The organism is Segatella copri (genome assembly GCF_051861805.1).
Classification (GTDB): domain Bacteria; phylum Bacteroidota; class Bacteroidia; order Bacteroidales; family Bacteroidaceae; genus Prevotella; species Prevotella copri_M.
Genome location: NZ_CP146520.1, coordinates 794,319 through 814,732, shown reverse-complemented (window position 1 = coordinate 814,732; position 20,414 = coordinate 794,319). Strand labels below are relative to the sequence as shown.

The following is a 20,414-nucleotide window of genomic DNA, read 5'->3' as shown; positions in this document are numbered from 1 at the left end:
GAAAAACGCCTTTTTAACCCCTTTTTCCGCCAAGTATAGCAAGCCAACCGCTCTTGATTTAAATTAAATCTTTACATGCAGGATAAAATAAATCACATTTTGCTTTGCCATTTCGAGGAAAGGTAGTACCTTTGCACCCCGAATGCCGAAAACCGTGCAGGCTTGCGGCTTCGAATTATTAATCATTTATAAACATTTTATTTAATGTACAAAACAATTTTCAACAAGCGCAACAGCTTGAAGTTCAACCGATTCTCTAACAAGAATTACTCACTCTTCGCAGTTTTGGGAAGAGAGGTACTTGTTGGTGCACTCAGCGTTGCTACCCTGAGCCATGCTAAGGCTGCAGGCGTTAGCACAGAGGGAGCCAAGGTTGATTCTACCCTCTACAAGGGCGGAAAGGCTTACGAGCTAGATGCGGTGAGCGTTACCGGATCTCGTGCGCCGATGACTGTAGAGCAGTCACCTAAGATTGTGTCTGTCATTACCCGCGACGATATTCATCGTGCGGCTGCGCAGACTATCAACGATGTATTGAAATTAGCTACCGGCGTGGATGTCCGTCAGCGTGGTGGCTTTGGTGTTCAGACGGATATCTCCATCAATGGTGGAACCTTCGACCAGATTACCATTCTCTTGAATGGTGTCAACATTTCCAATCCACAGACTGGTCACAATGCTTCTGATTTTCCTGTAGCTCTTGCCGACATCGACCACATCGAAGTGCTCGAGGGGGCAGCATCGCGCGTATTCGGAACTTCAGCCTTTAATGGTGCCATCAATATCGTGACCAAGAAGGCAAAGAATGATGGAGTATCTGCAAGTGTAGAAGGCGGAAGCTTTGGAAGTTTCGGAGCACAGGGACGTGTGCAGACGGCTTTTGAGACAGGCAAGTGGACTCATGCTTATTCTGTAAGCGGAGGCTACAAGCGCTCGGATGGTGGCACAGACAACAGCGACTTCGAGAAGGGACAGGGCTACGGCAATCTCTCGCTCTCTTACGACCAGCGTTTCGACATCATCGCCCAGCTGGGTATTGCTACCCAGAGCTACGGTGCCAATACTTTCTACAGCGCCAAAAACAACAACCAATATGAGAAGACAGATCACGGTATGGCTTCTCTCAATCTGAGTCTGCACAACCAGGAGAAGACCTGGGAGATTGCGCCTCAATTCTATTATAACAAATTCAAGGATCACTATCAGTTGATTCGTGGTATGGCTGGAGCCAAGGCGGGCGAGAACTATCACGACCTCGATGTTTATGGTGGAGGTCTGAATGCCAACGTGGCTTGGGCTTTGGGTAAGACCGCAGTGGGTTTCGACATCAGTAAGGAGTGCATCTACTCTACTGCATTGGGCGAGGAACTCGCAGAGAAAGACTATAAGGACATCTCGGGTTCCGACCGTCAATATACCCGAAAGGGTGAGCGCACCAACACCAACATCATGCTGGAGCACAACTTCATCTTCGGCGGCTTCACCTTGTCGGCTGGTGTCTTGGCTAACAAGAACACCGGTTTGGACAACGACTTCCGCTTCTATCCTGGTGTGGATATGAGTTATCGTCCTAACAACAACTGGAAGTTCTACGCATCCTGGAACAAGGCTCTGAGAATGCCTACCTACACCGACTTATATATAAGTAATGTGGTGCAGCAGGGCGACATCACCCTAAACCCGGAGAAGAACTCAACCTTCAAGGTGGGAACCCAGTATCGCCAGACTGGTTTTGCCGCAACCGTAAGCGGATTCTACGCACACGGCACCAACATGATTGACTGGGTTCAGACTTCCGTGACCGAACAGAATGTCAGCAAGTATCATGTAATGAACATCGGAAAGCTCAACAACATGGGCTACAACGTAGATGCTACTATCTACATGAGAGAGTTGGTACCAAACAGTTTCATTACCCGCATCAAGTTGGGTTATGCTTACATCTATCAGGATCATAAGACCGAGACCAACATCCTGAAATCACTCTATGCATTGGAGTATCTGAAGCACAAGGCAGTATTCGGTCTGGATCATCAGATCTGGAACAAGCTTTCAGCATCGTGGAGCGTAAGATGGCAACAGAGAATGAATGGCTATCATCCATACACCAAGGTGGATTGCAAGCTGATGTGGGATGAGAAGAAATACAATATCTTCGTGAAAGCCGACAACATCACTTGCCACCGCTATTACGACCTCACAGCCGTTAAGCAGCCAGGTTTGTGGATTATGGCAGGAGCCAGCGTAAATCTCGGCTGGTAATATAAAACAAAAAAGTCTTCAAGCCAAAATGGCTTGAAGACTTTTTCCGTTTATTCCGGTTTCTGATATTTTCCATTCACTTTAATCGGTTCGAGATGGATTCCCACATGGGTATCTGCGCCGAAGTGCTGCTTCAGTTTTGTTTCGATATGAGTAGCATGCTCATGAGCCTCATAAAGCGAAAGAGAGCCCGGCATGCGGATGTGCATCTCTACCGCAATCTTGTTTCCGATGCGACGGGTACGCAGGTTATGAATCTCTCCTACTCCCTGCTCTTCATTTGCAATCTTCAGGATTTCATCTTCCTCCGTTTCCGGAAGACTGGCATCCGTCAGTTCTTTCACAGACTGCATCACCAGTCCCCAGGCAGCCTTGATGATGAAGGCACTCACGATGATGGCTGCAAGCGGATCGAGCACCGCCCATTTTTCTCCCAGGATGATGGCGCCACCAATACCGAACATCGTTCCGATACTCGATAAAGCATCGCTACGATGATGCCAGGCATTTGCCACTACAGCCTCGGAATGATATTTTCTTCCGGCTTTAACCGTAAACTGATAAGCCCACTCCTTCATCACGATACTTACGATGGCTGCAATCAAGGCTACAACGCCCGGCTGCTGGAGTGTCTCGCCGCAGATGGCACGATAGGTCTTGGTTACGCCCGAATAGCAGATCATCACACCCACCACGAAGAGCGAAATGCCGATGATGGCTGTGGCAAGCGTCTCGTATTTGCCATGCCCATAATCATGGTCCTTATCCTTCGGCTTATTGCCCAGTTTTACGAATACCAATACCACCACATCTGTGGCGAAATCGGTGAGCGAATGAATTGCATCCGCTATCATGGCTGCAGAATGTCCGAGGATACCAGCAGCAAACTTCAGTACGAGCAGCACCACATTGATGATGCTTCCCGCTATCGTCACCTTATATACTTCCTTTACTCTATCCGCATCAACGGAATGATTCTTTTTCGTTTCTGCGGGCATCTCTTGCTCGTTATTTATTCTCTCATTCTTATCCATACCATAAAATATAACAGAAGTCCTTTGCTTCCTCAATAATGTTTTTGTATAACCAAATTCCTGTCTTTCATGAATTGAGCGGCAAAAGTACATCTTTTTTCTGAAATCGGATAAAAAGAGAGATTAAAAAAGTATAACGAATAGGGAATAATGTGATAGCGAAGAGATAAAAGCATGGAATTCGACAAATCACCGAACTTAAAATATCAAGCCGTAACCGTTAATTCTGCGAAAGAAAACTGCGGAAATCCGCAAAAATCTTTCCTGTTATGATTGTAAATATAGAGACTAATATCTACCTTTGCTACGTATAGACGATAGTTTTATAAAGTATGTGATAACAGGCGACCTCATCAAGAAATACCAAAACGATGACGGCATCGTATTTATGGACGTATTTGATTTCTTGTTGGATAAAGATTCTATATGAAAACTTAAAAAATAAAAAGGAGGGTGTGTCATAAGTTAATGACACACCCTCTTTTCTAAATATCAGTCTAATTGCTTAAACTCAAAATCAAACTTGCTGCAACAACTCTTCTTGTAGTCGAACTGGTACATACGCATTACAGAAAGAAAATTTTCAATCTAATCTTTGCCAATTATGGCTACTATTAATCTTATTTACAGCACGTGGACATTTTACACCTCTGTTAGGAGCTTTCGCTTTTACTTGTGCCCCACACCTACTGCATCTCCACGTATGAATACCATCACGACCTGTATTTGCACGGATATTCTTATTTACACTTCTATCAAAAGCCGCCTGCATCTGCTTTACCTGTTTATCCGTTATCACCCACTCTTTATTTTGTTTAGGTGCTTCCTTCTTGGCTTTATAAGAAGTTACAGTAGTACCTAATTCAGCATTTATATCATTGACGTTATCTTCAAATAAATCACGTACAGCCTTTGCAAAGTTTTCACTTAGACAATCTTCCCGCAGTTCTACATACCTCTTCCCCATATATAAACGTGCTGGATTTTCTTCATTTCTAATAGTACCCGAAGCTGTCAACCGTAAAATTGTTGACAACGTAGCCATATCAGCATTTTCTAGCCCAAAATCGTTCAAACATCTTGTATACTTTACTAAATATTCTCCAGACTGTGACAAATAAAACAAATGACTATGTCCAAACAAGTAAACCAAATTAGTTCCATCTCCAGTTAAAACAATTACACCTTCACTATACCACCCATCGTCTTCGGAATATTCAAATTCAACAAACCTCTGATGGATATCTTTGATTTTTAAATTAACGAAACTACTATCTGAACCCACCTTAAGAAAAGCAGTTCCATTATCAAAATACAAATTTCCAGATTGGCATTGACTAAAATCTACTTCTCTTAAATCAGAGTGAAGATAAACGTCTAAAACACGAACTTCAGATTTTGTTGATTTATATTCACTTCCATTATCATTTATTACTATATCAGTACTACTATTTACTTTTAAATATCGCGGCATATCCCCACCACGATAAAAATAAATAGAACCATCTATCTCCATGGCAACGCTTGACATCACCATTGTAAGAACTAACAACAAAATAGAAAAAACACGTTTCATTACACAAAAAACTTTAATAATCAATTTAATCTAATCTTCCCCAAACATGTTGCCCGCCTTCAGGACAATTACCCGTATGAGGGATATCGTTTGTTTGTATTTGCACACCACAATGTTGACATTGATAAACATAAGAAGAACCAGCAACTGCTATTTTTATCCAACTATGAAATGTCCAATATGATTTTGTAAAGAAATCACATACAGAACTTTTTGGTTTTTCTTCTGCTTTAACAACTCTACCACAATTTTGACAATTCCAATAATACATAGGATGTAATGCAGATTCTATCTTTGCGATATAGGCAGGAAGCTCTGGGGTGCCAAAAACAGAGACTGGTATTGAATATGCCTCACCAATTGTTATTTTATCATCTACACCAAGTATCTCACTATCGTCGGCTATCTGCATATTAAACTCACATTTCTCAAAGACCAGCTTTTCTGACAAGCTATACAAGCCCAAATTATTTCCCTTATCGTGGAAATGAAGGTTAAAACCTTTTTCATTTTTCTTCACTGTAACGACTTCATTCAGGCTGGTGTAAATTTCTCCTGGTCTATCAAAAAAGAAGATTATGCTTGATTTACCATCAAAATAATAAGCACAATATTGATTAGGACACACGATATCTTTAAATGCAATTATCTTCAATGGCCATATTTCATAAGAAGGTTCAATAGTCATCGTATTAGTTGCAGTATCTGCCTGTACCAAACATTTTAAAGAGCTTTCATTCTCACCAAAATCAATACTGTCATTACCTGCAGCATCTCCATTATAAAGACCAAAATCAAAACTTTTTAAATTGCCTAAAGGATAATGTCTTAGAGAATCAACTAAGTCATCAACAACAATATTCTTATTATCAATGTATACAATATAATGCTCCTTTCCTGAAGGATCATCAGACTTACCAAGAATATATTTACCCTCTTGCTGGTATTGTAAAGCCTTCTCATACACCATTTCAGGATAATTCTTCATACAAGAAGAAAAAAGCAGGCTCATTAATAGTATCACCAAAAAATGTTTCATATACAATTATTTTTTAAAGTTATTAATTTGGGGGACAAAGATAGTTATTCTATTTGAAACTATCAAGTCCATAATGGTTCATAAGCGAAATTTCTTGATTTCGGCTTAACAAAAGTAGTAAAAAGCGTTCTGTTTCATTGGTATATTATCATTTTGCCAGGTGTTCCCGAGACTTGGCGGGTTAAGATTTCAGTTTCGGCAAAATAAAAAAGCGTGGGAACTTACCCGTCACTCGTCCCACGGATTGAGGCCTTCGCATTGCCCTGCATTGTTGAACGAGCAACGTCGAAGCCCACGCCGATATGTATACACTTATCCCTATACGGATATAAGACCTACCGCCTTGACGCAATAAGCCATACCAGTAAAGGGATGTGAATTAACACATCCCGAGAGCACCTACCGTTGCTATGTTCTGACAATGCATGAAGTTTGCGAAGTTTCAATCCGTCAAGAACAAAGCGCTAAGTATGCGCCTTTTCCATTATGTCGTGATCCTTACTCAGAATCATCGGCAAATATACGAATAATGTTTGAAAGAACAAAATTTTTTAGCAAAAAATCCTCATTGAGGGATAAAAATCATCAAATTCCTCCCTTTCTGAGGGATTTTCCTGTATTTAACCACGCTATGCGAAATTTTTATTGTACTTTTGCACCCGTGCTTGGAAAAGCAACAAATAAAACTGAAGAGTAAACGATATGGCAGAAAAGAATAGCATACCCCAATTCGTGAATAGCGAATCTATTATGTCGGATAGCAACTATGTGAAGTGGCTCTCCGATTTGAAAGGTCGTATTCGCATCGCCCAACTCAAAGCGGCTATCAAAGTCAATGAAGAGTTGCACAAGCTTTATTGGAGCTTGGGAGAAGACATTTGTAACAAGCAAAAGCTATATAAGTGGGGCACTAATTTTATAAAACAGCTTAGTTTGGACTTGCGTTCTGCATTTCCAAATGTAGAAGGTTTTTCTTGGTCAAATCTTTATAAAATACGCAAGTGGTATCTCTTCTATTCTTCGCAAAATGAATTTTTGTACCAAGCTGGTACAAAATTAGAAACCTTAGAAAGTACTAGCGTTCCTATGCCTGCGATTTTGCTTCGTGTACCCTGGAGGCATCAGGCTGTCATTGTCTCGAAATGAAAGAGCAATCCGCAAAGAATTCCACTAGCAATAACAACGATTAAGAAAGCATAAACAGAATATGGTTTTAAATTACATTTGGATAGCATTTTTCGTGATTGCGTTCATCTTCGCACTCATCGGATTGGCAATGGGAGATACGACTATCTTCCAGAAGATTGTAGATTCCACCTTCGATTCTTCCAAGAATGCCTTCGAGATTTCTCTCGGACTGACGGGCGTGCTCGCTCTCTGGCTTGGCATCATGAAGATTGGAGAGAAGGCGGGAGTAGTGAATGTGTTGGCCCGAGCACTCAGCCCGGTCTTCACCCGTCTCTTCCCCGATATTCCGAAGAACCATCCGGTGATGGGAAGCATCTTCATGAATATCGCTTCGAATATGCTGGGACTCGATAATGCGGCAACACCAACAGGATTGAAGGCGATGCAGCAGATGCAGGAGCTCAACACGAAAAAGGATACGGCAACGAACCCGATGATCATGTTCCTGGTTCTGAACACATCAGGACTCACCATCATCCCTACCACCATCCTCGCCTTCCGTGCCTCCTATGGTGCAGCCCAGCCTACGGATGTCTTCATCCCTATCCTGATGGCTACGCTCGTGGCTACGCTTGCCGGAATCATCATCACTTCGCTCTGGCAGCGCATCAACATCCTGCAGCCGGTATTGCTCGCTACTCTGTTGGGAATGTGCGCCTTCGTAGGCATCATCATCTGGGGATTCGGACAGATGGACAAGGATACGATGAATACAGTTACTACCCTGGCTTCGAATATGATTCTCCTGGGCATCATCCTCTGCTTCATCCTGGCTGGTTTCTGGAAGAAGGTGAATGTTTATGATGCATTTATCGAGGGAGCGAAGGAAGGTTTTACCACTGCGGTGAAGATTATCCCTTATCTTGTAGCGATTCTCGTGGGCATCGGCGTATTCCGTGCTTCGGGAGCGATGGATATGGTGATTCAAGGCATTTCGTGGTCGGTAGAACAATGCGGCTTGAATGCCGATTTCGTAGGCGCCCTGCCTACCGCCATCATGAAACCGCTATCGGGAAGTGGTGCACGAGGCATGATGCTGGAGGCGATGAAGAACTATGGTCCTGATTCGTTTGTGGGCAGATTGAGCTGCATCTTCCAGGGTTCCACCGACACCACCTTCTATATATTGGCAGTATATTTCGGAAGCGTAAGCATCAGGAATACCCGTCACGCCGTAGCTTGCGGCCTGCTCGCCGATTTGGCAGGAGTCATCGCAGCAATCGCTATTGCATATTTATTCTTCGGATAAGAGTCTCCCACAGATTTCACAGATTTACACAGATAATCTTTGAATGACGGCGCAAGCCCAATTTAACATTTAACACTTAACATTCAACATTAAGAAAGATAATGGCAAGTTTAAAATCACTCGCAAAGGATACCGCCATCTATGGTTTGAGCAGTATCATCGGCAGATTCCTCAACTATCTGCTTGTACCACTCTATACGGCTAAGATCAGCGCCGCCAGTGGTGGTTATGGTGTCATCACCAACATGTACGCCTATACGGCGTTACTCCTCGTTATCCTGACCTACGGAATGGAGACCACCTTCTTCCGTTTTGTCAACAAGGAGGGAGAAAACTCAGAAAAGGTTTATCACACGGTATTGAGCATGGTGGGATTCTCTTCCCTACTCTTCATCGCCCTGGTATTCCTCTTCATCACGCCTTTGAGCGATGCGATGGGCTACGCCGACCATCCGGCTTATGTATGGACCATGTTCGTAACCGTGGCTATTGATGCCTTCCAGTGCATTCCGTTCGCTTACCTCAGATACAAGAAGCGCCCATTGAAGTTTGCTGCCTTCAAGTTGCTCTTCATCGGTCTGAACATTGCGCTCAACCTAGTTTACTACGTCATCATGGATGGTCACGATGTGGGTTATGCTTTCTACATCAACCTGGTTTGTACCGCCTCCATCACCTTCTGTTTCTACAAGGAACTGAAGGAAGGATTCATGGGCGAGAAATGCTCCTGGAGCGAATGTAAGGTGCTCGTCAGGAAGATGATGGGCTACAGTTGGCCAATCCTCGTACTCGGTATTGCCGGTATTCTGAACCAGACAGCCGATAAGATTCTCTTCCCTTACATCTATGAGAAGGGCGATGCGCATGCGCAGCTCGGAATCTACGGAGCAGCCAGCAAGATTGCGATGATCATGGCGATGATTACCCAGGCTTTCCGCTATGCTTACGAGCCGTTCGTTTTCGGCAAGGCGAAGGATAAGGACAACCGACAGACTTACGCTTCGGCGATGAAGTATTTCGTCATCTTCACCCTCTTGGCTTTCCTGGTGGTGGTAGGCTATCTGGATGTATTGCGCCACATCATAGGTCGCGACTACTGGGATGGTTTGAAGGTAGTGCCTATCGTAATGGCTGCCGAAATCATGATGGGAGTATATTTCAACCTCAGTTTCTGGTACAAGCTCATCGACAAGACCATCTGGGGAGCTTACTTCTCGGGCATCGGTTGTGCGGTATTGATTGCCATCAACGTTATCTTCGTACCTATCTATGGTTACATTGCCTGTGCCTGGGCTGGTTTCGCAGGATATGGAACGGCGATGCTTCTCTCCTACTTCGTGGGTCAGAAGAAGTATCCTATCAACTATCCGGTGAAGGAAATTATGATTTATGTGGTTCTCGCCCTCATCCTCTTCGCAGGAATGACCGAGGCAAACAGATACTTCTCCAGTGGAATTGCCTGCCTCATCAACACGGTGCTCATCCTCATCTTCGCCGCCTATCTCGTGAAGAAGGATTTCCCATTGAAGAGTCTGCCGGTGGTGGGTAAGTTCTTTAGAAAGTAAAGCATCTTATGAAATTATAAGAGCTGAAACAAGAAGTTATAAGAACTGAAATGATGAGGAATCAACTCATAAACAGATTAAGTGTGAACGATATTTATTCTCTTTGCCTTCAGACGCAAGGCAAAGAGAATAATTGTTTAAAGGAAGAGCTTTACCAGCTCACCTTTGATGAAAACGACCGTGTATCGTTCAATGCGCTTTGGGCTTTAACCCATTTCGATGAAGCCAACAACCCGTGGCTCTTTCAGAAGCATGACGAACTGATAGATAGAGTTCTCGTAGAGAAGAATGAGACCAAGCGCCGCCTGATGCTCCATCTTCTTCTCCGTCAGCCTTTCGAGGAAGAATCACTCCGCTCCGATTTCATCGATTTCTGCATTGCCAAGATTACCGCCTGTTCCCAACCCTACGCCATCCGCTGCTACTGCATGAAGCTTGCCTACGAGCAGATGAAATACTATCCCGAACTTCTCGAAGAGTTAAGAATGGCATTGGATATGCTGGAGCAAGAGGTTCTATCACCAGGAATGTTATCAGCAAAAAGGCAAATTATGAAGAAAATCAAGCGAAGCCTTGGAAAATTCGGGAAATAGTCGTAACTTTGCAAAGTTAAATATCAAGCATTACATCTATGAATAAAGATAATATCAACGAGTTCGCATCCTTCGACGAGTATCTTCGACAAGGAGAGCCTTCGCAGAAGGAAAGTGCCGAGAACTGGAAGACGGCTATCGGATTGCAGGCTGTAGATGGGCTGCAACCGTCGGCGTATCTCATAGATGTGGCTAAGCGAAACATCGAAGGAAAAATCACTCTGGATGAAACTAGAAAACTGATTGACTCTTACTATCAGAGCAAGACGGTCCGTACACCTAAGGATGAAGACGAGGAAGAGGCAGATAAGGTTTCGGCCAACATCGCGAAGATTCTCGCCAGCAAGACCTTTGCCTTCAATACCAACGGATATGTTTCCCTGCATCGAAGAATATTCGAGGGAGTATTCAAGCACGCAGGAGAAATCCGACAGTATGATATTTCCAAGAAAGAATGGGTGCTCGAAGGAGATTCCGTAAACTACCTGAATTGGGAAGACTTGCGAAGAGCCTTGGATTGGGATATTGAACAGGAGAAGAACTTCTCATATAAAGGTCTGACGGATGATGAGAAGATTGAGCATATTGCCAAATTCATTTCAGGCATCTGGCAAATCCATGCTTTCAGAGAGGGAAACACCCGAACCACGGCAATTTTCACCATTCAATATCTCCGTTCGTTAGGATATGAAGTGAACAACGAAATGTTTGCCAAGCATTCCTGGTATTTCCGCAATGCCCTGGTTCGTGCCAATTATCGCAATATCAATAAAGATATAGAGTACTCTCCTATCTACCTTGTTCGTTTCTTCAGAAACTTGCTGCTAGGCGAAAGTTGGGTTCTCAAAAACAGATACTTGCATATAGATCCTACAGATGAATGGAAGGTACAGCCAAGACTTGCTACCCCCCAAGTACCCCACACGCCTCATCAAAAGGTGGACAGAAAAGGTGGACAGAAAACAGAAAAGGTAGGCAGAAAAGGTGGACAGAAAACCAAAGAGTCTATCCTTTCCCTTATCGCATCCGACCCATTTGTCACCACCAATGAGATGAGTAAACGATTGAAAATCAACCGAAGTGCCATCTCTAAACATATAAAGAAACTGAAAGAAGATCACATAATAGAACGAATAGGACCAGACAAGGGAGGGAAATGGCTCATCAAGAAATAAGAAACACCTTTTTTATGGCGCAAAGATAGCACTAATTTTTTCACTTATACAAGAAAAACTCGCTACTTTTGCAATCTTTTTCATGTATAAGTGAAAAATATTGTGTTTTTATCGAATATTTCTAGTATAAGTGAAAGAAATAACTCTAAAAAGGAAACTTTGATGGAATTTTTTGCTTTTTTCTGTTCTACTTGATGTTATCTCGCAGAAAAATCGTAACTTTGCAAATCATATAACAACAACACAAAGAATAAAATGAAGAAAAAAGCAACGGTCCTTATCGCCTCTATCATGGAGTTCTGCGGAATCAACACCGCTCACGCTGACGAGGGAATGTGGACAATTTACAACTTGCCAAACGCTGTGTATGAGATGATGCAGCGCGAAGGCTTCAGTATGACTTACGACCAGCTCTACAACGGCGAGAACGCCTTGAAGAATGCTGTGGTTAACTTCTCTGGCTATTGCTCAGGCGTAGTCGTTTCTCCAGACGGTTTGGTATTTACCAACCACCATTGCGGTTTCGAGGCTATCAGAAGCCACTCTACCGTGGAGCACGACTATATGCTCAACGGTTTCTTTGCTAAATCTTACGCAGAGGAATTGCCTAACGAGAATATGTTCGTCAGCTTTATGGTTGAACAGAAGGATGTAACCGATAAGGTGATGAGCCTCGGATACGAGAAACTCGACAACAAGAAGCGCGATGAACTCATCGATTCTCTGGAGAACGAGATGACTAAAGAGGCTAAGAAGAACGATTCTACCCTCCATATCACCGTTCAGCCATTCTACGAGGGCAACAAATGGTACGCTACTACTTACCGCGACTTCACCGACCTGCGTCTGGTTTTCACTGTACCAAAGTCTATGGGTAAGTTTGGTGGCGATACAGACAACTGGATGTGGCCTCGCCAGACCTGCGACTTCTCTGTATTCCGCATCTATGCCGACCCTAAGACCAATGGTCCTGCTGCCTACAGCAAGGATAATGTGCCTTATCATCCAAAGCGTTGGGCACAGGTTTCTCTCCAGGGTTACAAGGATGGTGACTATGCGATGACCATGGGTTACCCAGGCAGCACAGAGCGCTATCTTTCAAGCTACGGAATCCAGACCATGCGCGATGCAGAGAATGCTCCTCGTGCCCAGGTTCGTGGCGTAAAGCAGGAGGTAATGCAGAAGCACATGCGTGCCGACGAGGCTGTCCGCATCAAGTACGACAGCAAGTACGCCAGCTCTTCCAACTACTGGAAGAATGCCATCGGTATGAACAAGTGTATCGACTCTATCGGCATCGTGAATCTGAAGCGTGAGTACGAAACCCGTCTCCGTGCTTGGCAGGATACAGCCAAGGCAGCCAACGACCTCGCCCACAAGGTAGATTTCGACAAACTCGCCAAGCTCTACAAAGAGAGCGCAGACGTGAAATACGCCTGGACCAACTTCGCTGAATCTTTCACAAGAAGAAGCAACATCGAGTTCTCTACCCGTGCCATCAAGCTCCAGACCAACATGGAGGTAAAGGGTCCAGAGAAGAACAAGAAGAAGCAGTATCATGAGTTTGAAGATAACTCTGCAGAATGGGATATGGCGCTCGATAAGGAAGTGCTCGCTACCCTCTTGAAGAACTACAAGGAGCACGTAGATGCCAAGTGGTTGCCTAAGTTCTACAAGACCATCGACGCTGAGTTTGGCGGCAATTACGCCAAGTATGTGGATTATCTCTGGGAGAAGTCGCTCATCATGAAGAAGGGTGCCAAGCTCTACTTCAACAAGAAGGGATATGAGAAGGATCCAGGCGTAAGCTTCGGTATGGATCTGAACGATGTATTTGCAGATTTCGCTGCTCAGATGGGCAGCATTAACGACAGTATCGCCGAGCAGGAGAAGTATCTCTGTGCTGCCAAGCTCCGTATGGAGGAAGACATGCCTCACTACAGCGACGCCAACTTCACCATGCGATTGAGCTATGGTCAGGTAGGCGGTTTCGACCTCGGTGGCAAGCCATCAGGCTATTATACCACAGCCGAGAGCCTCGTTGAGAAGATGAAGCAGGGCGATAAGGTAATCGATTACTACGCTGAGCCTATCATGCACGAGCTTCTCTCTGAGAAGGATTTCGGCAAGTATCAGGATAAGACGACTGGCAAGATGCAGCTCTGCTTCCTCACCAACAACGATATTACCGGTGGTAACTCTGGTAGCCCTATGTTCAATGGTAAGGGTGAGTTGATTGGTCTTGCCTTCGATGGCAACTGGGACAGCCTCAGCTCTGACATCAACTTCGACAAGCGCCTGGCTCGCTGCATCGGTGTAGATATTCGCTATGTGCTCTACCTGATGGATAAGTGGGGACACGCAGACCGCCTCTTGAAGGAGATTAATGCGAAGTAAATCCTATCTCTGAATCAACAGAGATGATATAAAGGTTTATCCTGGGATAAAGATTAGTCTCAGGATGATATAAAAAGAGCGGAAAATCAGCTGTTAACTGTTAACCTGTTAACTTCTGACTTTCCGCTCTTACTTTTTCTTATAGGTTCGCAACTAATATTGCGAGATATTATTCAGCTCCTTCAATGAAACCTGACGAGGCTTCTCGGCGAGTTTCTTTTTCAATTCATCCACCGTTATTTCTGCAGATGGATTGAAATCGGCAGAGCGCATATAATCAATTACACTCTGATAGAAAGCCTTGCCTTCCGGATATTTGGCAGCCTTTTCCAAATCACTCATGCAGACGAGAAGCTTTCCGGCTCCCACCTTCCATTCCATCACCAAACCCAACTTATGATTCCGCTCGATATTATCTATCACCTGAACTACCGGGCGATAATCCTTGGCGAAGTTGTCAAGCACCAGCGGATGCGATTCCTTAATTACCGGGAACCATTGCCAGTTGGTGTGCATCTCCGTTGGGAATCCCTTGAATATCGGATGTTCCGGATTCGTCAGAATGCCCAGAGTTCCTGGAGAAACCTTCTTTTTGTTGTTCTCACAGATGGTCTTGAACATGCGATAGTTCCAGTAATCGGTCTGGAAGAGTCCGCCCACCGTATAAGGAGTAGCGTTATCTGCCTGCAAAACCGAATTATCTGCCTGCGATAACGTATCATCGGCAGCCACGAAATGGCTGGAAGCCGTAGGCATCCAAAGCACCTTTCCGCCATTTTCCAAGACTTTCACTACTTCCTGGTTCAAATCCTTGGCTATGATGACGCCCTTCTTTTCCAAAGCCTTCTTAGGATAAACCCAAAGTTCGTAGGAGTTTCTCGCCTCTGTTCCTTCTATGTTTAATGTAAGAAGCAGCTTGGTAGGTTTCTGTACGTGGAAAACACCATTCAGTTCACCCACATCCACCAAACCTTCATCGTATGAAAAGATGTTCAATACTCCCTCATCCTCAGCCATCAAGTCGCCCACATTCTTTCTCACTTCACCATCCTTGGTGCTGAAAGTTCCATCATCCATACAGAACAATCCGTTCTCGGCAGCCAGATGCCATTTCAGTTTCTTGCCCTTCAGCGAAGAACCGCCATAGTTGGCAACCTTAACCTTAGCCTGAATCTTCTCGCCATCCTCGAAGCAGAACTTCTTCATTACCAACAGAGGAACCACAGGCGAACACCACTGGCGCCATTCCTCGGGCGTAGTGATTCCCTTGCTCTCCATAAACGCATCCAAGATGCCTACGAAAGCACTTCCCTGACCGGGATAATCCTGAATATCGAGTAGTTGGAAGCCCGCCATATTCCGGGTCCTCAAATCCATCTCTATATCGGCTTTATAGAGTTTCACGCTCCATAAACCCGAAGCCTTGTGGAAATCATCTGCCTGCGAGAGCATTCCGGCTGCAGCCAGCCTGCGGCGGAACACTTCAAAGTTATAAGGATGAAGCACTCCGGTGTATTTCTTCATCTCCCGATAATCAGGATAGGTCTGAAACTGGCCTGTTTCGTGAGAGATGATAGGGATTCCGACCTTATCGCAAGCCTCATCAAAATTCATCGTAGAATTAGGATGGAAATGATTGATCATTCCTCCATCGTAGGCATCGGCAAACGAGAAGGAACCACGGGTATGGGTATTGTATTTGCCCCATCCCTCGCCTCCGATACGGCAAGTGGTGAAGTAATCCATTCCTTCTTTTATTCCCTGATAACCGAGATAGTAATTGCTGCCGAAGGTATAGTATTTATCGGGCGCAATCTTGCGGAAATCATCCACAAACTCCTTCATCTTGTCGATGTCGCCCCAGAGTTCATTACCCAGTGCCATCATTCTGAAAGATGGATGATGACCGTATTCTCTGAGGATGTTCTCGCCTTCTTGATGCAGGAACGCCATCAGCCTTTCATCCTTCTTATCAAAAGAGCCCCAGAAAGGAAGCTCCGGCTGAAGATAGATTCCCAGACTGTCCGCTGCCACGAAAGCCGCCTCCGGTGGACACCAGGAATGAAAGCGCACATGGTTGATTCCATACTCCTTGCAGGTTCCGAGATACTTCATCCAGCCTTCCACGCTCATCTCCACATGTCCCGTCAGCGGCCATACAGCCGCATCGTGCTTGCCACGGAGGAATATCCTATGACCATTGGCGTAGAAGTGAGCGCCCTCAATATGGAAATCCCTGGCGAAATCAGGCATCTGAAGGGCGGAAGGAGAAGCTACAGAACGGCTTGAGATTGCTCCTGCCAGTGTTTCTGTCGATTTGCAATCGGTAGAAGAGGCAAGCTGGAGTTCTATCCTTCCGATAATTCCATTCCAGTTGGTCTGCGTATCTTCCGTATAAGCATGGCTGGAACCGTAAACCTGATCAGGCACACCTCTTCCATTATCCACCACGATTTCCAGGAGATGCTTGCCCGGCTTCACCTTCTTTGGTAGAAGATAGCGCTGGGGAGTAGAGATGAAGTTGCAGGAATCCACCAGTTCTCCATCCACATACACCCATGTCGGTCGGGTACGCTCCAGGAAGAGTTCTACCGGCTTCTTCTTCCAATCCTTCGGGATATTGATGGTTCTGGAATATCTTGCAGCTCCTTTATAGGCATAGAGCCTCGTAAGATGCGTTGTTTCCATCGTATCTTTCGGAGCGAATCCCAGATGGTTCGTGTCGATGGTGCCTGGGAGGATGGCGTGCTTCACCTCACCCTGCGAGGCACGCTTATTCTTGGCAAAAGCACTACCGCTCTTTCCCAACTCTACATTCCATTCACCAACGAGCGAAATGCTCTGTGCTTGCAAGCCCAGACTTACCAGTCCCAGACAAGCGATAAGAATAGTTTTCTTCATTAACTTATAATTGTCTAATAGTTCATACCAAAAGCCCAGAGTGGAATAACATTACCCATGCCTGTCTCTATATCATCCTTCACAACATATCCCTCTTTAGCCTCAGAAATCTGCTTCTGACCTTTCTTTTTACCTCCAATCTCAAAAGTCTTGTCTTCTATCTGGAAATCAGAGATTGGAGAATTGAAGACAGCATGATTCACACGCATCTGATTAAAAAAGAAAGTCTCTCGCTGATTGCCAATATCAGGCATCGAAGAAGAGAGTGCAAAGGAGAGGTTGGTATTATCAAGATACACCTTTTCTACTTTGCCCAAACCACGCACTCCTCCTATGGACTCGTGAAGTTGGGCTATCAAACCTGCACGCTCCATCAGTTCGAAGTAATCGGGCAGATTATTGCGATCCACCTTGATAGTTGTAGCAATGGTACTCATGTTTGGCTTGAAAGGCACACTATCAGCTATTACCTGCATCAGTTCCTTCAGTTTTCTAGACACCATCACCGTATAATTGGCATATTGTGGAATATCCGTCTCCAAAGTCATACTCACCACTTGATTCAGTCGCATCCTATAGCCCTCATCCTTTGAAAAAGGATAGTAACCCTTGCGCAGATATTCATGAAATAATGCCAACGGATGCTCTATCTCCTCCGGCAATACTACCTCATTATTTACGATTTGTTCCAATGTAGAGACAGGAATGTCTATGCCCTTTTCCATACCGATGTATTCACGAAAAGACAAGCCTTGCATCGTAAAGACCAGTACTCGTCTACTTAAATCTGCTGTACCTTTATAAATATCAAGCACAGAAGAACCGGTAAATACCACTTGCAAGGTTGGCAGATTATCGTATATCATCTTAAGTTCTGTAGCCCATCCCTTATATTTATGTATTTCATCGATAAAAAGATGCTTGCCTCCAAGTTGGCTAAACTTCATTGCAGTTTCAAAGAGAGTATGATTAGCGAAATAGATAGATTCCGCACTCACATAGAGTGTGTCTTTCATCTGAAGATTCAATTTGATATACTGCAAAAGGAGTGTTGTCTTGCCGACTCCACGAGGTCCAACAAGGGCCGTCATCCGATTCGACCAAGGAATCTGATGATACATATATCGTAGGTATCGAGTATCGGTACGCTTGATAAGATTGTCTGAAAGTTGCTTCAATAATTCCATATTTCTTGCCTTATTTGATGTTTACGGCTGCAAATATACAAAAATTGCGGTAAAAACACCGCAATTTACCAAAGAAATTGCTGTATTTTTACCGCAAAATATGGATATTGCATCAAAACATCCCTTTGATGCAGGCTTTCATCTTATTATAAATCGCTGCCTAAACTACTTCTTTTTAGGTCTGCGGCGAGCCCAACCTTCTTCCTCGAAGTTTGGCTCCTCGCCCTTGAACTTCACGTTGTCGTTGTTCTGGAAGAACTGGCGCCAATCGCCTGTATCCTCCTGGCTGCGTGATTTTCTTCCGCCACGAGATTCGCCACGGCTTCCACGTCCTCCCTTTCCACGAGCATCACGAGAGTCTCTTGCATCTTCAGAAGAACCTCTGCGACCACGAGCTTCTGAACTGCGACCTCCTCTTTCAGAAGAACGGCCGCCACGACTCTCAGAATCGCGTCCGCCACGGGCTGCTCTGCCATGACCTTCCTCATCAGCATCGTTACATCTCACGGTTCTGCCCTTATACTCAGTACCGTTCAATGCCTTCATCACGCGCTTCGCATCCTCCTCAGGCACCTCGATGTAGGCAAACTTACTCAGCAGGTCGATGTGACCCACCTCCTGGCGACCCTTCACGTGCTTGTTCAGATACTGCATGATTTCGCCCGGATAGAAACCATCCGCCTTACCCAGGTTGATGAACAGTCTCTTGAAACCAGCCTCAGTCTCATGCTTTCTGCGGCCATTGGAAACCTTGCCACGGCCTTCGCCACGATTTCCACGACCCTCACCGCCACGGGAACCCTTGCCGGTTTCCGGCTTGATGATCTCAGGAGCGTTCTTATAGTAATCGAGGAACTTACCGAAGGTGATGGTTACCATCTTCTTGATGATGTCCTCCTTGTCGATGTACTCAAACTGGCGGTTGATTTCTGCCATGTATGGTTCAATCTGATCCTCGTCCACATCGGTCTTCATGATGTCGTCCATGGTCTTGAAGAGCTGCTTCTTGCAGATTTCCTCTGGGGTTGGCAAAACGCCATCCACGAAGTCCTTGCCAATCTGCTTCTCTATCTGGCGAACCTTGAACTTCTCTCTGGTATGGATGATGGAGATGGATGTTCCCTTCTTTCCGGCACGACCCGTACGGCCGCTTCGGTGGGTGTAACTTGCCACATCATCAGGCAAACCGTAGTTGATAACGTGAGTCAGATCATCTACGTCCAGACCACGGGCAGCCACATCAGTAGCCACCAGGAACTGAACGGTATGGTTGCGGAACTTCTGCATAGTGAGGTCACGCTGCTGCTGACTCAAGTCGCCGTGCAGCGCCTCTGCATTATAACCATCCTTAATCAGCTTATCTGCAATATCCTGAGTCTCCAGCTTGGTGCGGCAGAAGATAATCGCAAAGATGCGTGGATAGAAATCCACCACGCGCTTCAGGGCGAGATACTTGTCCTTGGCATTTACCAGATAGTAGATGTGGTTTACATGCTCAGCACCCTCGTTGCGCGAACCTACCACGATTTCCTTGTGGTCGTGCAGATAGTTGAGGGCAATCTTCTCGATGTCCTTGCTCATGGTAGCCGAGAAGAGCAGGGTGTTTCTATCCTCTGGAACGTTCTCAAAGATGGCATTGATGCTCTCAGAGAAGCCCATGTTGAGCATCTCGTCAGCCTCATCAAGCACCACATTGTTCACGTTCTCCAACAGAGCCACGCCACGATTAATCAAATCGAGCAGACGGCCAGGGGTAGCCACGATAATCTGCACACCATGCTTCAGGGTGCGAATCTGGCTTCCGATGTCGGTACCGCCATAAACAGCGGCAATATGCAAACCGTCGATGTACTTGGCAAAACTGTTCAAATCGTCTGCTATCTGGAGACAGAGCTCACGTGTAGGACTGAGGATGATAGCCTGTGTCTGCTTGCTGCTGGCATCAGTTTTCTGGATAACCGGAATACCGTAAGATGCAGTCTTACCCGTACCAGTCTGCGCCAACGCAATCACGTCGTTCTTATTACCAAGCAAATATGGGATAACTTCTTCCTGAACTGGCATTGGATTTTCAAATCCAAGCTCTTCGATGGCACGGCGAATCTCCTCGCTCACGCCCAATTCTTCAAATGTCTTCAAATCTTTTTAACCTTAATTCATTATAATCAAAATGGAAGGCCGAATTCACCCTCCCAGCCATGAATTAGGGTGCAAAATCCTTCCGAAACGCTTGCGGCAATCCTACGCT

At 45.1% G+C, this 20,414-nt stretch carries 13 protein-coding genes; 7 read left to right on the top strand and 6 right to left on the bottom strand.

Features of this window, described 5'->3' with window-relative positions:
* The first annotated feature begins 204 nt into the window (after positions 1 to 204).
* Positions 205 to 2,262, top strand: coding sequence for a TonB-dependent receptor plug domain-containing protein (locus V8Z93_RS03065; RefSeq protein WP_439432365.1), 2,058 nt, complete (start codon positions 205 to 207; stop codon positions 2,260 to 2,262).
* Between the two features lie 50 nt (positions 2,263 to 2,312).
* Here V8Z93_RS03065 and V8Z93_RS03060 read toward each other — a convergent pair whose 3' ends face one another.
* The 3 genes from V8Z93_RS03060 to V8Z93_RS03050 form a co-directional block, all read right to left on the bottom strand.
* Positions 2,313 to 3,296: a cation diffusion facilitator family transporter gene (locus V8Z93_RS03060; protein ID WP_439432364.1), complete on the bottom strand. Its 984-nt coding sequence runs from the start codon at positions 3,294 to 3,296 to the stop codon at positions 2,313 to 2,315.
* A 583-nt stretch (positions 3,297 to 3,879) separates the two neighbouring features.
* Entirely contained in the window at positions 3,880 to 4,872 is a 993-nt protein-coding gene (locus V8Z93_RS03055; protein WP_439432363.1) for a hypothetical protein, read from the bottom strand.
* Between the two features lie 25 nt (positions 4,873 to 4,897).
* On the bottom strand, positions 4,898 to 5,911 hold the full coding sequence (locus V8Z93_RS03050; RefSeq protein ID WP_439432362.1) for a hypothetical protein: 1,014 nt from the start codon (positions 5,909 to 5,911) through the stop codon (positions 4,898 to 4,900).
* Positions 5,912 to 6,613: 702 nt separating this feature from the next.
* Here V8Z93_RS03050 and V8Z93_RS03045 point away from each other — a divergent pair.
* From V8Z93_RS03045 to V8Z93_RS03020, 6 genes are all read left to right on the top strand, one after another.
* Positions 6,614 to 7,057 carry a DUF1016 N-terminal domain-containing protein gene (locus V8Z93_RS03045; protein ID WP_439432361.1) on the top strand — a complete coding sequence of 148 codons (444 nt, stop codon included), beginning with the start codon at positions 6,614 to 6,616 and terminating at the stop codon, positions 7,055 to 7,057.
* 61 nt (positions 7,058 to 7,118) lie between these two features.
* Positions 7,119 to 8,348 carry a nucleoside recognition domain-containing protein gene (locus V8Z93_RS03040; RefSeq protein ID WP_089545119.1) on the top strand — a complete coding sequence of 410 codons (1,230 nt, stop codon included), beginning with the start codon at positions 7,119 to 7,121 and terminating at the stop codon, positions 8,346 to 8,348.
* Between the two features lie 101 nt (positions 8,349 to 8,449).
* Entirely contained in the window at positions 8,450 to 9,913 is a 1,464-nt protein-coding gene (locus V8Z93_RS03035; protein WP_439432360.1) for an oligosaccharide flippase family protein, read from the top strand.
* 83 nt (positions 9,914 to 9,996) lie between these two features.
* Positions 9,997 to 10,506, top strand: coding sequence for a hypothetical protein (locus tag V8Z93_RS03030; RefSeq protein ID WP_439432359.1), 510 nt, complete (start codon positions 9,997 to 9,999; stop codon positions 10,504 to 10,506).
* A gap of 38 nt (positions 10,507 to 10,544) precedes the next feature.
* A complete protein-coding gene (locus tag V8Z93_RS03025; RefSeq protein WP_439432358.1) occupies positions 10,545 to 11,681 on the top strand; it encodes a Fic family protein in 1,137 nt (378 codons plus the stop codon).
* Positions 11,682 to 11,936: 255 nt separating this feature from the next.
* Complete coding sequence (locus tag V8Z93_RS03020) at positions 11,937 to 14,078, top strand: S46 family peptidase (RefSeq protein WP_439432357.1); 2,142 nt, start codon at positions 11,937 to 11,939, stop codon at positions 14,076 to 14,078.
* A gap of 153 nt (positions 14,079 to 14,231) precedes the next feature.
* Here V8Z93_RS03020 and V8Z93_RS03015 read toward each other — a convergent pair whose 3' ends face one another.
* The 3 genes from V8Z93_RS03015 to V8Z93_RS03005 all read right to left on the bottom strand — a co-directional run bounded on the left by V8Z93_RS03015 (position 14,232) and on the right by V8Z93_RS03005 (position 20,305).
* Entirely contained in the window at positions 14,232 to 16,979 is a 2,748-nt protein-coding gene (locus tag V8Z93_RS03015) for a beta-glycosidase (protein WP_439432356.1), read from the bottom strand.
* Between the two features lie 14 nt (positions 16,980 to 16,993).
* Complete coding sequence (locus tag V8Z93_RS03010; protein ID WP_439432355.1) at positions 16,994 to 18,166, bottom strand: ATP-binding protein; 1,173 nt, start codon at positions 18,164 to 18,166, stop codon at positions 16,994 to 16,996.
* 165 nt (positions 18,167 to 18,331) lie between these two features.
* A complete protein-coding gene (locus V8Z93_RS03005) occupies positions 18,332 to 20,305 on the bottom strand; it encodes a DEAD/DEAH box helicase (RefSeq protein ID WP_439432354.1) in 1,974 nt (657 codons plus the stop codon).
* Positions 20,306 to 20,414: the final 109 nt, after the last annotated feature.

Bases quoted from the DNA above. Each gene is read 5' to 3' on its own strand.
- V8Z93_RS03065 (WP_439432365.1), top strand. From the start codon at position 205: ATGTACAAAACAATTTTCAACAAGCGCAACAGCTTGAAGTTCAACCGA.
- V8Z93_RS03060 (WP_439432364.1), bottom strand. From the start codon at position 3,296: ATGGATAAGAATGAGAGAATAAATAACGAGCAAGAGATGCCCGCAGAA.
- V8Z93_RS03055 (WP_439432363.1), bottom strand. From the start codon at position 4,872: ATGAAACGTGTTTTTTCTATTTTGTTGTTAGTTCTTACAATGGTGATG.
- V8Z93_RS03050 (WP_439432362.1), bottom strand. From the start codon at position 5,911: ATGAAACATTTTTTGGTGATACTATTAATGAGCCTGCTTTTTTCTTCT.
- V8Z93_RS03045 (WP_439432361.1), top strand. From the start codon at position 6,614: ATGGCAGAAAAGAATAGCATACCCCAATTCGTGAATAGCGAATCTATT.
- V8Z93_RS03040 (WP_089545119.1), top strand. From the start codon at position 7,119: ATGGTTTTAAATTACATTTGGATAGCATTTTTCGTGATTGCGTTCATC.
- V8Z93_RS03035 (WP_439432360.1), top strand. From the start codon at position 8,450: ATGGCAAGTTTAAAATCACTCGCAAAGGATACCGCCATCTATGGTTTG.
- V8Z93_RS03025 (WP_439432358.1), top strand. From the start codon at position 10,545: ATGAATAAAGATAATATCAACGAGTTCGCATCCTTCGACGAGTATCTT.
- V8Z93_RS03020 (WP_439432357.1), top strand. From the start codon at position 11,937: ATGAAGAAAAAAGCAACGGTCCTTATCGCCTCTATCATGGAGTTCTGC.
- V8Z93_RS03015 (WP_439432356.1), bottom strand. From the start codon at position 16,979: ATGAAGAAAACTATTCTTATCGCTTGTCTGGGACTGGTAAGTCTGGGC.
- V8Z93_RS03010 (WP_439432355.1), bottom strand. From the start codon at position 18,166: ATGGAATTATTGAAGCAACTTTCAGACAATCTTATCAAGCGTACCGAT.